Origin of the sequence: Pseudovibrio sp. M1P-2-3 (genome assembly GCF_031501865.1) — a bacterium.
GTDB classification, from domain to species: Bacteria; Pseudomonadota; Alphaproteobacteria; order Rhizobiales; family Stappiaceae; genus Pseudovibrio; species Pseudovibrio corallicola.
This window is the reverse complement of record NZ_JARRCW010000001.1, coordinates 1,695,001-1,708,025: the sequence shown is the minus strand read 5'-3', so window position 1 is coordinate 1,708,025 and position 13,025 is coordinate 1,695,001. Positions and strand designations below refer to the sequence as shown.

Here is a 13,025-nt window from a genome sequence, read left to right as displayed (position 1 = left end):
AGAAAAAGGCAGCTGTCATGAGTAAGTTTCACAGCACCACGGGGAAAATTCAAAGAACCGCCAATAACCGCGGTTTTGTGATGTACAACCTTTCACAAGCAAGTCGGGATTTTATTGAGTTCGCCAGCCATACCTCCAAGCCCTCACTGGATATGGGAAGCGCCTTTGGTATTGCCACACACCCCCTTTTGGAAAAACGCAAGGAAGTTATCGCCTGCGATCTCTCTCAGGAATTTCTGGATATCTTAAGATCGGAAACCCCGGATGAACTGCTTCCCTACCTGACAACGCAAACGGGGTGTTTCCCAAGAGATTTTGACTTTGAAGAAGACAGCATCGGCGCCATCCTTTGCTCCCATGTTTTTCATTTTTTAACCGGAAAGGAAGTTTTGTCAGGGCTTGGACAATTCAGAAAATGGCTGTGTAAGGGCGGGAAGCTGTTTTTAACCATCAGCACTCATAAACATCCACTTTTGGGTGATTTCCCCAATGAGTTTCAAAAAAGAAAGCAAAGTATGGAGTGGCCCGGAGAAATGAGTGAAAAGGATATAGAGCAGTTTTTTACTATGAGTTTCAAGAATTTTGTAGGGCCAGACGCAATTCCCAAATTTTGCCATGCTTTTGATGAGGAAATTATGATGAAAGCCCTCAACGCCACGGGCTTTGAAGTGGAACAATTGCACACATATACTCAAAAGGTCACTGAGGAGCTGCAACAGCATGTTGGCGAGAACAACTTCTTAGCAGTTGTGGCGCACTAAATACGCCAATAAGTTCCAACTTCTACATCACATGAGTTTAGTACGCACAGTCGGGAGACTCCAACAACGCAAAAGCCGGTGCCATGAAAGAAAGCAGACATTATAATGGTTGTCACACTACAACCAATCATCGCGGCATAATCTTCAAAAGCCTTTCCAAGGCCAGTCGTGATTTTGTGACGTTTACAAGCCATATAGACAAGCCTGCCTTGGATATGGGGTGCGCGTTTGGCGTTGCCACACTTCCTGTTTTGCAAAAACACAAGCACATTGTCGCTTGTGACCTCTCAAAAGAGCACCTGAGGGTACTAAGGGAAAACACACCAGAGAACTTGCTGTGCTATTTGCAAACTCAAGTCGGCTGCTTTCCCCAAGACTTTCAGTTTAAAGAAAACAGTATAGGTGCCATTCACTGCTCTCATCTGCTCCACTTTCTAACGGGCGATGAACTCATGGCCGGACTGGAAAAGTTCAAAGTCTGGCTATGCGAAACGGGAAAGCTCTTCATCAATGTTGGCACTCCCTCTCTTCCCTTTCTGGGTCATTTTCAGGAGGAATATCTTAAAAGAAAACACTGGGTGAAGTGGCCCGGCGAGATGGATGAGAAGGACATAAAACAATATGTCACTCCTGAATATATAGAGTGGATTGGAGCTGAGGCCATGTATAGTTTTTGTCATCCACTCGATAAGGAGACCCTGTCACGAGCGCTCACAGAGAGTGGATTTCAAATAGATGAAATCTATCGTTATACTTTGGAAGACAACGGCGATCTTCGCAAGTTCAAAGGTGAAAATGCTCATCTCAGTGCGGTAGCTCACTAGGCACACTCACTCTGCATGTATTTTACATGCATAAGAATGTATGATGCATCTTAGACCTGACAGCATTTCAGCTGGTTACTCACTCTTATGGACCAGTCCCGTTGCCAAGTAACTTTCAGTAGATACCAGTCGATGCCATAGGCAGTTAGAGAGGCCCTTCCATGAAAGAAAGTAGGAACTATGGTAATTGCCACACCACAACAAACAATCGTGGTGTCACCGTTTCCCTTTCCAAAGCAAGCCGCGATTTTGTGGAGTTTACGAGCCAGATAGACAAGCCTGCAATAGACATGGGCTGTGCATTTGGCGTTGCCACACTCCCGGTTTTAAAAAAACGCAAACATATAATCGCCTGTGATCTCTCCGAGGAGCATCTGGCAACTTTAAGACAGGAAACACCCAAAGAACTCCTGCCATACCTGCAAACACAAGCTGGCTGTTTTCCGCAGGATTTCCAGTTCGAAGAAAGCAGTATCGGTGCCATTCACTGTTCCCACCTTCTACACTTTCTAACAGGCGATGAGCTCATGGAAGGTCTTGCAAAATTCAAAAGCTGGCTGTGCCCGAATGGCAAGTTGTTCATCAACGTTGGTACGCCAGACATTCCCACCTTTGGTGATTTTCCCAAGGAATATGAGCGCAGAAAAACCACCAGAAAATGGCCGGGGGAACTGAGCAAGGAAGATTTGGATAAATACATGGTCCCCGAGTACGTTGAGTGGATTGGGCCCGATGCCATGTTCAGTTTCTGCCACGCCTTTGACAAGGATATCCTGTCTCGAGCGCTCACACAAAGCGGGTTTCATATAGATGAAATATATATATTTACTTTAGAGGCTGATGGAGATCTGGGAAGGTTTATGGGAAAAAATGCGCATTTGAGTGCAATAGCCCACTAACCCCTTTGTGTAATATGTGGCCGCATAAATCAGGATTTTTTTCAAAGCCCTCTCCCAACAACAAGCTTAAAAAAATGAAAAACAAAGCAAGCAACGAATACGACAAAACAGGTAACGGCCGCGGTATCACCATTACCGGCCTTCCAAAAGCCAGCCTCGACTTTATCGAATTTGCAAGTCAGGTAAAAAAACCCGCAATCGACATGGGCTGCGCTTTTGGCGTCGCAACAAAACCACTCTTAAACAAGCGCAAAAAAGTATTTGCCTGCGACATGTCCTCCGCTCACTTAGAGCGCCTACGATCCGAAACTCCCAATGATCTGCTCCCCTATCTCTCAACCCATACAGGCTGTTTTCCGCAGGATTTCGAGTTTGAAGAAAACGACATCGGCGCTATTCATTGTTCATTCCTACTGCATTTTTTAACAGGTGAAGAGCTTTTGTCGGGACTTTCAAAGTTTAAAAAATGGCTTGATGATGATGGAAAACTCTTCATCAATGTTGCAATGCCATCAGTTCCCTTTCTGGGAACATTTGGTCAAGACCATGAGCAAAGAAAACAGAGTATGGAGTGGCCCGGGGAACTCTATGAAAAGGACCTCCAACACTATCTCCTTCCCGAGTTCGGCGAATGGATCGGACCGGAAGCCATGTTCAAGTTTTTTCACCCCATGGACAAGGATATACTGTCCCGCGCCCTCACTAACAGCGGTTTTCATATTGATGAGCTGTATATTTACACCCTTGAGGCAACGGGAAAACTTCGCGAATACGGGGGAGAGGACGCTCACTTGAGCGCAATCGCATCCCGATAAATCCTATAAAAACAGGTCCCCTGACACCGTTAGAGCACGTTGTGATCCTCTTCATTCACACATCACGCTCTAATTCTCTTTTTATTCTGCCTGTCTTATTGGGCGGACCAGCATAATTTTGTTGCATTTGCTTCTTATTTTCAAGCTCACGTGCAGGTAACGCACACAAACACACTGTCTTTCAAATTTCCAATGTACATTTGACACAAGTCGTCGGGGTCCAGCTATGCAACGCGAACTCAAGAATGGTGGTTCGAGGAAAACCAACAATAACTACGGCCTCTCAATGAACTGCCTGTCCAAAGCCAGCCGTGACTTCATTTCCTTCGCCAGCCAATTGGACAAACCCTCCATCGATATGGGCTGCGCCTATGGCGTGGCCACAAGACCGCTTTTAGATAGAGGCAAGACGGTTTTCGCCTGTGACCTCTCCCCCAATCACCTTCAGAGTTTAAGGGAGGAGACCCCACCCCGCCTCTCCCCGTTCCTTCGCACACAAGCAGGTTGTTTTCCTCAGGATTTCGAATTTGAAGACGGGAGTATAGGTGCCATCCATTGCTCACTCCTGTTCCACTTTCTCACCGGCGAACAGGTGATGGATGGGCTCGCCAAATTCAGGCGCTGGCTGTGTGATGAAGGCAGGCTTTTTATCAACGTCGGAACGCCCAAAAATCCGTACCTTGGCAACTTTCCCGCAGAATACGAAAAGAGAAAGGGCACAATGAAGTGGCCCGGAGAGATCTCTGGAGAAGAACTATCCCGTTTTGTCCTACCGGAATTTATCGAATGGATGGGACATAACACCATGTTCCGCTTCGTTCACCGATTTGACAAGGATATCCTTTCGCGCGCACTCACTTCAAGCGGCTTCCATATAAACGAGCTCTATGCTTACACCCTTGAAGTTAACGGAAAGCTCCATGAGTTTATGGGCGATGAAAATCACCTCAGCGCAGTTGCTTCCATTAGATAAAAGGCCTGATACCCGGATGGGTATCAGGGCACATTAAAGCAGTTTGCGTTTAAATAGAAACACTTCACCGCTTTAACTTTTTGTTTGCGAGTATCTTTATCCGAAAACCGGTATCCACTTTTCGGAGATACGCTGTAAAGCTATGAGATGTTCTATTGAAACAACTCTCATAGCTTTAATATTATGTTTTTGCGTAGCTTATCTCCAAAAATCCAGACTAGAAGATAAAGTCACCCTCAGAAAGGGATGTTTTCTCAACGCCGTTTAGTTCAATAGAGAACCCGCCATGGCCTAAGTCGATGGTCGTCCCTCCGTTATTATTGGCGGAAGCACGCGCCATAACATCCTCAAAGGAGTCTATTGTGCTGCTATATTCAGTTAGGTTGAGCCGGTCTTCTCCCGAGGTAAAATCGGTTACCACATCATTTCCACCTTGAAATGCGAAAATGAACATATCAGCCCCGTCTCCTCCGCTCAGAACATCACTATTCAGTCCACCAATCAAAATGTCGTCTCCGGTACCGCCTATAAGGGTATCGTGCCCGTTCTCTCCGCGTAGGATGTCATTTCCAATACCTCCGTAGATCGTATCATTACCAGAGCCTCCTCGCAGATTATCCTCGCCTGCACCGCCAAATACGGTATCATTGCCTCCGGCGGCTTTAATTTCATCCACGCCGGTGCTGCCTGAGATCATATCAGCAAACTGGGAGCCATTAATAACTTCGATCGAAACCAGTTTGTCTCCCAGAGCCTCTCCTCCAATTCCCAAGCCCAATTGCAAGTCCAATTTGACACCTGCTCCGGCGCTTGCATAATTGGCAGTATCCTGGCCACTCCCCCCATCAAGAAGGTCTGCTCCAAGTCCACCAATCAATGTATCGTTTTCATCGCCGCCTTGAATAGTATTGTCATCCGAATTTCCTATAAGTACGTCACGAAAGCCAGATCCTATTAAGTGCTCGATGGACGAGAGACTATCGCCTTCCGCATGACCACCCGTTGTTCCAGCCATACCATCAAGGCGAACTGTTACTCCACTATCAGACCCGGCATATGAGACCATATCCTGACCACTTCCCCCGTCAATCCGTCCGCTCCTCCCAAGCCTTCAAAGAAGTTATCGCCGTCAGTTCCAACCAGAACATCACCATAGTTTGAGCCAATCAGATTTTCGATGGATGTAAGAGTATCGCCCTCTGCATGGCCGTTTTGTGCAACCCCGTCATTCAACTTGACTACGATACCTTTGTCCGACAAAGCATATGTGACAGTATCAAGGCCTCCACCACCATCTATACTATCGCCGCCTCTAAGGCCTTCCAAAACATTTGCACTGTCATTGCCAACAAGCACATCATCGTGATTGGTCGCAGTTGCGTTTTCAATTGAAATCAGAACTGTTCCAGTAGAATTAGCGCCTGTAACTGTTCCAAGGGCAAGGTTGATGGTAGCGGCTTGTGTTGAAGAGGTATAGGTGACCGTGTCGATGCCACTGCCCCCATCCAGAGTATCGGCACCACCGCCGCCAGAGAAAAAATCATCACCGGACAAGCCCATAATGACATTGTCCTTGTAACCACGGTAGATCACGTCATCAAAGTTCGAACCGGTAATATTCTCGATCTTTACTAATGTGTCGCCTTCCGCATGGCCGCCAGAACTGGCGTATCCATCCTTATGAATGACAATGCCTGCATTGGAGTCTTCATAGGAGGTGCTGTTGGAACCGCTAATACCATAAAGATAGTCCGCACCAGCTCCCCCATATAGGAAGTTATTGGCTCCATCCCCGATCAGAGTATCATCAAAATCAGTACCAATCAGGTTTTCAATGGAACTCAATATATCGCCTTCGGCATCTCCCCCTGCTGCTGTTGCTTCCTTCAAATTAATTTGCACAGCCGCATTGGACAGCTCGTAATTCACAGTATCTACACCATTGCCACCATTAAGGGTGTCTCCCCCTCCAGCGCCAACAAGCGTGTCATCGCCGTCACCTCCGTCCAAGGTGTTTGAGACAGCATTTCCATAAAGAAAATCATTGTAACCAGAGCCGCTTATATGCTCGATGGAAATCAATGTATCCCCATGGGCATGCCCACCGACACCTCCACTGCCATCAGCGGGACTACCATCAAGATAAACTGTAACTCCAGCATTAGACCACGTATATTGAGCTGTATCGCTCCCGCTACCGCCGTCCAATCGATCGGCACCGGACCCACCCTCTAAGAGGTCATTGTCATTCCCGCCGTAAAGGCTATCTACGCCATCACCGCCATAAAGAATGTCGCTCCCATTCTCCCCTAAAAGAGTATCATTTCCTCCACGGCCATGGAGTTCATCGTTTCCGTCTTTTCCCTCGAACCGGTTCATCGAGCTATTGCCAAGTATCCTGTCGTCACTACCTGTCCCGATAATATTCTCTATATTTACCAAGGTATCAGTAAATCTTACAATCGTATTATAAGTAGGGTAGTAATAGCTTGACGATACACCCGTTTGCAGGTCCAAAGAAACGGAAGAAAAGCTACTGTGAGAATAGGCGACAGTGTCGCTGCCTCCCCCTCCATGTATATAGTCATTGCCGGAACCAGCATTGAAATGATCGTCACCATTTTCACCGTATAGGTGATCATTCCCGTCATCTCCGCTCAAACTATCATTTCCGTTACCACCATAAATGGTGTCGTCCTTATCTCCGCCAGAGATAAAATCGTTACCGTCTTGCCCATAGATTACATCTTCTCCTCCCTCCCCCCACAGAAGGTCATTTCCGGTACCGCCATAAATACGGTCTTTCCCAGTTCCGCCATAAATTCTGTCATTACCTCCATTGCCATAGAGCGTATCAATTGCACTCCCACCATAAATGGTATCATCGCGCTCACCTCCATAAAGCGTGTCCTTCCCACCCTTTCCATTTAAGTACCAACTTTCCGTAGAGCCGGATTTGTTCTTGCTGTTATTGTTAGAGTTTCCTGTCCACGAACCCATTTTACTTCTCCAGCTGTTTTCTTATTTGGGCAAATTAAGGCAGAAAGCCCAGATCCGGCTCTGACCCTGATGAGGTTAACTAATGTTAACTTGCTATCGAGAGATATTTACTGCCTAATATCAGAGTGTAATTGTATTAAAATGTCAATTTATTAAGTAATTTTAGTATATAAATTATATACACTAGATTGTGATATGTTTTTACATGCTTTACTTAAGTTAATGTCTATTGAGATTACTTTAATTTATTTAGGGCCGCTATTTATAAGCCCGGTTATGGCGGAGCGGATCTTTTTCTCCAATCATCATAAGGACAGGTTTCTCCTTGGCTCCCTAAATTGGGAAGACGTGGACTACAGGCGAGTTTTGTGGGGTACGAGTGGTGTGTGTGCCGACTTCTTTTCACCCATCAGCATCGCTGTGGTATCTCAATTTACAAGTCGTGAGTTCTAGAGCGCGTTCCGTTTGACTGGGTTCAGTCAAACGACAGGAATTCGCTCAAAATGAATAAGTTAGAGCACAAAGCGTGAATACGCATGAACGCGATGTACTCTAGCGTGAAGTGCAACGTCCCTTGGCCATATCATAATGGCCTTGGTGTTCATACCAATTAAGGAAGGTTGCTATGAGGGCGGCAGGATTATCACTGCATGCAATCGCTATGGTTTTAGCCTATTGTTTAGGCGCGTATCTTGAACCAAAACCGGTATTCACTTTTAGACGATATACTCTAAGCTCGTTACCCCTTAGCCGTGAGCTCAGCCGAAACTGTTTGTGGTGGGCGCTATGTCTTTGAAACCCCGATCATCCATCTCTTGAATTATCTGTCTACGTCCAGCCTACTTCTCTTTGTAACTTCTTGGTGAGTCCCTTAAAAACAATAGAATAGGCCTCCTCAATGTATTTGCACAGGTCCTCGTCACTCATGGCATCCAGTGTTTCAACCTGCACCCACTTTGCTCGGGCTAGGTAAGGCGCCGGTATTATGCCGTCTTGCTCAATGAGAATTTGGTAGGAAAGATCCGTGCATTTAAAGCTGATCTTGTTCAAAGCCAGCCCGTCATCTTCTTCGCCCCATCTAGAGCAGATGGCAAATATCTTGCCACCAACCTTCCAAACAGACGCATTTCCCCACTGAATAACATTTGTTGTTCCAACCAGTGAACGACAGTAGTTATCAAATTCCTGTAGTGTCAAAGCTGCCCCCAGTTCCTATAGAATCTCTTCAGCGGTAAAACGCCAATTTTGCCCAGTCTCCAGACTAAACTCAAATCCCTGAAAATCCAATTGTACATGGGTCTAGAGGCTTATAGCAGGTTAGGCGGATCCAAATGAAGTTGCACATCACAGCTGCAACTTCTCTTCACACCTGCTGCCCCCATTGCTTTTAATCCAAAACATTAGGCCAAGAAAAACTTAGTGGTGCGACGATTGTCTAAAACTCCAACAAAGGATCTAAGGCATTATGCCACAACAAAGCCCGATAACAATCGAAACCCTAAAAAAAAAGGGCCCTGAAAACAAAGATCTACTCCCTTCTCATTTTCCTGGGTCTCAGCATTTTGAGTGGATGCAGCAAATCACTCCTCAATGCCCAACTCACCGAGGTACAGCCAAACCAGTACAATCAGATTGTTCAAGCATTCGCCAATGAATGCGTACGCAGCAAGCCCGCAGGCAATTGGACACACACGAGCAGTTTATACAAGATCCAACGCAGCGAATGGCAGTGTTCTTTAACCGCCAACACAGCCCCCAAAGACGACAGTGTCATAGCCGCGCTACTTACCAAAGAGCTAAAAAGTATCAATCCGCGCTTCACCCGTGGTGGGAAAAGCATGCTTGGTTTAACGTAGCAAATCGGCGAAAGCCGCTCATGGAATATTAAAGACAAGACTCCCTTCATCATGCTGGGACGCAATTCAACGACAACACCACTCATGATACGAAGGTTTGGGCCGGGTATTTAGAACACATCACATTCATTGGCATTCTCGCCCATCCCGTAAATATATGCATTCAACACCGCCCATTTCCGTACAGAGCCGGTCTATGAGCGTACAGATTGCGGGAACTTTGTGTGATTGTCCATTTGTCGCGGGTTTATGAGGCAATTCAACGGGGTGTTGTTACGCAGTAGCTTTGGTGTCAACAGGGCGGCCAATGATGGGCTGCCGTCTTATCCCCTGCCTTTGCATCTCTCCCATTTTAGGGGGCTGGGAGCGCAGGGGGATAAGAGGATTTCAAAGAGGCTTCGGTTTGATTGTTTATGGGCGGCGTTGAGGTTCCGCTTATCCCCTTTTGCTCATTGCGGGGTATGAGTGAGGGGTGTTTTTAGAAACGACAAAACCCCGCCACTTTTGAGTGGACGGGGTTTTGAGTGTTTGTTGTTCTGTTTCATTTTGAGAGATTGTTTGCTTTTATCATGCCCGGCGGCGCCCTACTCTCCCGTGTCTTAAGACAAAGTACCATTGGCGCAGGGGCGTTTCACGGCCGAGTTCGGGATGGGATCGGGTGGGGGCGCCCCGCCATAGCCACCGGGCAGGATAAAAGCAACTGGAATTGGTCGTTTTTTGTCGATCAGCTTGTCTGACATGCGCTTTGCTTGTCAGGCGGATCTTTGTTTTAAGTCTTTATGTTTGGGTATAGCTTAATGGGAGTGATCAAGTCGATCGAGCTATTAGTAAGGCTCAGCTTCGAGCATTGCTGCTCTTCCACATGCCTCCTATCAACGTGGTGGTCTTCCACGGCTCTCAAGGGAGATCTAGTTTTGAGGTTGGTTTCCCGCTTAGATGCCTTCAGCGGTTATCCATTCCGAACATAGCTACCCAGCAATGCGGCTGGCGCCACAACTGGTCCACCAGAGGTTCGTCCATCCCGGTCCTCTCGTACTAGGGACAGATCCTCTCAAATTTCCTACACCCACGGCAGATAGGGACCGAACTGTCTCGCGACGTTCTGAACCCAGCTCACGTACCGCTTTAATTGGCGAACAGCCAAACCCTTGGGACCTGCTCCAGCCCCAGGATGCGATGAGCCGACATCGAGGTGCCAAACAATGCCGTCGATATGGACTCTTGGGCATCATCAGCCTGTTATCCCCGGCGTACCTTTTATCCGTTGAGCGATGGCCCTTCCACGAGGGACCACCGGATCACTATGACCGACTTTCGTCTCTGCTCGAGTTGTCACTCTCGCAGTCAGGCAGGCTTATGCCATTGCACTCGACGACCGATTTCCGACCGGTCTGAGCCTACCTTCGCGCGCCTCCGTTACCATTTGGGAGGCGACCGCCCCAGTCAAACTACCCGCCACACACGGTCCCGGATATTGTAGTACCGCGGTTAGATATCCATGAGGACAAGGGTGGTATTTCAAGGTTGACTTCACCCAAGCTGGCGCCTGGGTTTCAACGTCTACCACCTATCCTACACATGTCATCACGAATACCAGTGTGAAGCTGTAGTAAAGGTGCACGGGGTCTTTCCGTCTGACCGCAGGAACCCCGCATCTTCACGGGGAATTCAATTTCACTGAGTCTGTGCTGGAGACAGCGGGGAAGTCGTTACGCCATTCGTGCAGGTCGGAACTTACCCGACAAGGAATTTCGCTACCTTAGGACCGTTATAGTTACGGCCGCCGTTTACTGGGGCTTCAATTCGCTGCTTGCACAGCTCCTCTTAACCTTCCAGCACCGGGCAGGCGTCAGACCCTATACGTCGCCTTGCGGCTTCGCAGAGCCCTGTGTTTTTGATAAACAGTCGCAACCCCCAATTCTGTGCCCCCCATACAAAGTTGCCTTCGTATAGGGCTCCCTTCTCGCGAACTTACGGGAGCAATTTGCCGAGTTCCTTCAGCACAGTTCTCTCAAGCGCCTTGGTATACTCTACCTGTCCACCTGTGTCGGTTTCGGGTACGGTCTTAGCGTGGGAGCTATTTCCTGGAACGCCTTCGCTGCACCTCCAATCCAATAAGGAGATACAACACACGGCATCCGTCACTACCCACTGGCTGCAGAATATTAACTGCATTCCCATCGACTACGCCTTTCGGCCTCGCCTTAGGGGCCGGCTAACCCTGCGCCGATTAGCGTTGCGCAGGAACCCTTGGACTTTCGGCGAGAGGGTCTCTCACCCTCTTTATCGTTACTCATGTCAGCATTCGCACTTCTGATACTTCCAGGATCTCTCGCGAGTATCCCTTCATCAGCTTACAGAACGCTCCGCTACCGCTTGTCAAAGACAAGCCCGCAGTTTCGGTGTATGGCTTGAGCCCCGGTACATTTTCGGCGCAAAGACCCTTATTTAGACCAGTGAGCTGTTACGCTTTCTTTAAATGATGGCTGCTTCTAAGCCAACATCCTGGTTGTTTTGGGATCTTCACATCCTTTCCCACTTAGCCATAACTTAGGGACCTTAACTGGCGGTCAGGGTTGTTTCCCTCTCCACAATGGACGTTAGCACCCACTGTGTGTCTGCCCTGCAGTACTTCCTGGTATTCGGAGTTTGGTTAGGATCAGTAAGGCGGTGAGCCCCCATAGCCCATCCAGTGCTCTACCCCCAGGAGTATTCACAGGACGCTCTACCTAAATAGATTTCGCGGAGAACCAGCTATTTCCGAGTTTGATTGGCCTTTCACCCCTAGCCACAAGTCATCCCCGAATTTTTCAACATTCGTGGGTTCGGTCCTCCAGTGCGTGTTACCGCACCTTCAACCTGCTCATGGCTAGATCACTCGGTTTCGGGTCTAATCCAACGAACTAAGACGCCCTATTAAGACTCGCTTTCGCTACGCATACACCTATCGGCTTAAGCTTGCTCGTTAAATTAAGTCGCTGACCCATTATACAAAAGGTACGTTGTCACCCAGAACGAATCTTGAGCTCCAACTGTTTGTAGGCATCCGGTTTCAGGAACTGTTTCACTCCCCTCGTCGGGGTGCTTTTCACCTTTCCCTCACGGTACTGGTTCACTATCGGTCGATAAGGAGTACTTAGGCTTGGAGGGTGGTCCCCCCATGTTCGAACAGGATTTCACGTGTCCCGCCCTACTCGAGGACTAAGTTTCTTTCTACCCGTACGGGACTATCACCCACTAAGGTCAAGCTTCCCAGCTTGTTCCGGTTCTTAAAACTTAGCCACTGGCCTGATCCGCGTTCGCTCGCCACTACTAGCGGAGTCTCTGTTGATGTCCTTTCCTCCGGGTACTTAGATGTTTCAGTTCCCCGGGTTTGCCCCCTTGCGGGTACTCCATATAGGAGTGGGTTTCCCCATTCGGAAATCATCGGATCAAAGCTTATTCGCAGCTCCCCGATGCTTATCGCAGCGTATCACGTCCTTCATCGCCTCTTATCGCCAAGGCATCCACCGAATGCCCTTAAGACACTTGATCACTCTCATTAGCAATACCCACACAAGCGTATGGATAAACCAATAAAAGACTTAATTCAAAAAAGTCATATCCGGTTGCAAGGATATGACTTAGACCAATTCCAATGAGACATAACAGACGGGCCTAGCGGTCAAGCAGGCCCCGGTTTAAAGAATAGAACTGACTAGCAGAACTACCCTCGATAACTGGCTATTGTTGTCACACCTCCGTACACACTCATATAAATATGAGCGAGCCTGATAGGCGGCGCGGCCCGTTATGTCTTCTCTTCAAAATGTCACAGAACACGCTCATATCTTTCGATATAAGCAAAACCATACGTCTTTCTTCATACATAGATTTGGATAAGATGGTGGAGCCTAG

General features: G+C 47.9%; 8 protein-coding genes, 1 tRNA gene and 2 rRNA genes (1 of these 11 running past the window's edge). 5 read left to right on the top strand and 6 right to left on the bottom strand.

The window, feature by feature from the left end; genetic code table 11:
- The first annotated feature begins 17 nt into the window (after positions 1-17).
- The 5 genes from P6574_RS07855 (at position 18) to P6574_RS07835 (ending at position 4,272) form a co-directional block, all read left to right on the top strand.
- Positions 18-761 (top strand): class I SAM-dependent methyltransferase, encoded by a 744-nt coding sequence (locus tag P6574_RS07855; protein ID WP_310619796.1) that lies wholly within the window; start codon positions 18-20, stop codon positions 759-761.
- Positions 762-844: 83 nt separating this feature from the next.
- Positions 845-1,585: a class I SAM-dependent methyltransferase gene (locus P6574_RS07850; protein WP_310619795.1), complete on the top strand. Its 741-nt coding sequence runs from the start codon at positions 845-847 to the stop codon at positions 1,583-1,585.
- A gap of 161 nt (positions 1,586-1,746) precedes the next feature.
- Positions 1,747-2,484 carry a class I SAM-dependent methyltransferase gene (locus P6574_RS07845; RefSeq protein WP_310619794.1) on the top strand — a complete coding sequence of 246 codons (738 nt, stop codon included), beginning with the start codon at positions 1,747-1,749 and terminating at the stop codon, positions 2,482-2,484.
- 74 nt (positions 2,485-2,558) lie between these two features.
- The gene (locus P6574_RS07840) at positions 2,559-3,299 is read left to right on the top strand and encodes a class I SAM-dependent methyltransferase (RefSeq protein ID WP_310619793.1); all 741 of its coding nucleotides are present in this window, start codon (positions 2,559-2,561) and stop codon (positions 3,297-3,299) included.
- 226 nt (positions 3,300-3,525) lie between these two features.
- Positions 3,526-4,272, top strand: coding sequence for a class I SAM-dependent methyltransferase (locus P6574_RS07835; RefSeq protein ID WP_310619792.1), 747 nt, complete (start codon positions 3,526-3,528; stop codon positions 4,270-4,272).
- Positions 4,273-4,489: 217 nt separating this feature from the next.
- On the opposite strand, the gene P6574_RS07830 is transcribed toward P6574_RS07835, so the two are convergent.
- From P6574_RS07830 to P6574_RS07805, 6 genes are all read right to left on the bottom strand, one after another.
- The gene (locus P6574_RS07830) at positions 4,490-5,338 is read right to left on the bottom strand and encodes a calcium-binding protein (RefSeq protein ID WP_310619791.1); all 849 of its coding nucleotides are present in this window, start codon (positions 5,336-5,338) and stop codon (positions 4,490-4,492) included.
- The gene (locus P6574_RS07825; protein ID WP_310619790.1) at positions 5,305-7,272 is read right to left on the bottom strand and encodes a calcium-binding protein; all 1,968 of its coding nucleotides are present in this window, start codon (positions 7,270-7,272) and stop codon (positions 5,305-5,307) included. The genes P6574_RS07830 and P6574_RS07825 overlap by 34 nt, the downstream gene beginning before the upstream one ends.
- 828 nt (positions 7,273-8,100) lie before the next feature.
- Positions 8,101-8,469 (bottom strand): MmcQ/YjbR family DNA-binding protein, encoded by a 369-nt coding sequence (locus tag P6574_RS07820; RefSeq protein ID WP_310619789.1) that lies wholly within the window; start codon positions 8,467-8,469, stop codon positions 8,101-8,103.
- Positions 8,470-9,699: 1,230 nt separating this feature from the next.
- A 5S ribosomal RNA gene (gene rrf / locus P6574_RS07815) occupies positions 9,700-9,814 on the bottom strand.
- Positions 9,815-9,931: 117 nt separating this feature from the next.
- Positions 9,932-12,662, bottom strand: a 23S ribosomal RNA gene (locus tag P6574_RS07810).
- Positions 12,663-13,012: 350 nt separating this feature from the next.
- Positions 13,013-13,025 (bottom strand) — tRNA-Ala (locus P6574_RS07805) (it continues 63 nt past the right edge of the window).

What these genes read in the sequence shown, in the direction of transcription:
- P6574_RS07830 (WP_310619791.1), bottom strand. Translation starts at nt 5,338, where the DNA reads ATGGTCTCATATGCCGGGTCTGATAGTGGAGTAACAGTTCGCCTTGAT.
- P6574_RS07835 (WP_310619792.1), top strand. Translation starts at nt 3,526, where the DNA reads ATGCAACGCGAACTCAAGAATGGTGGTTCGAGGAAAACCAACAATAAC.
- P6574_RS07855 (WP_310619796.1), top strand. Translation starts at nt 18, where the DNA reads ATGAGTAAGTTTCACAGCACCACGGGGAAAATTCAAAGAACCGCCAAT.
- P6574_RS07840 (WP_310619793.1), top strand. Translation starts at nt 2,559, where the DNA reads ATGAAAAACAAAGCAAGCAACGAATACGACAAAACAGGTAACGGCCGC.
- P6574_RS07850 (WP_310619795.1), top strand. Translation starts at nt 845, where the DNA reads ATGAAAGAAAGCAGACATTATAATGGTTGTCACACTACAACCAATCAT.
- P6574_RS07825 (WP_310619790.1), bottom strand. Translation starts at nt 7,272, where the DNA reads ATGGGTTCGTGGACAGGAAACTCTAACAATAACAGCAAGAACAAATCC.
- P6574_RS07845 (WP_310619794.1), top strand. Translation starts at nt 1,747, where the DNA reads ATGAAAGAAAGTAGGAACTATGGTAATTGCCACACCACAACAAACAAT.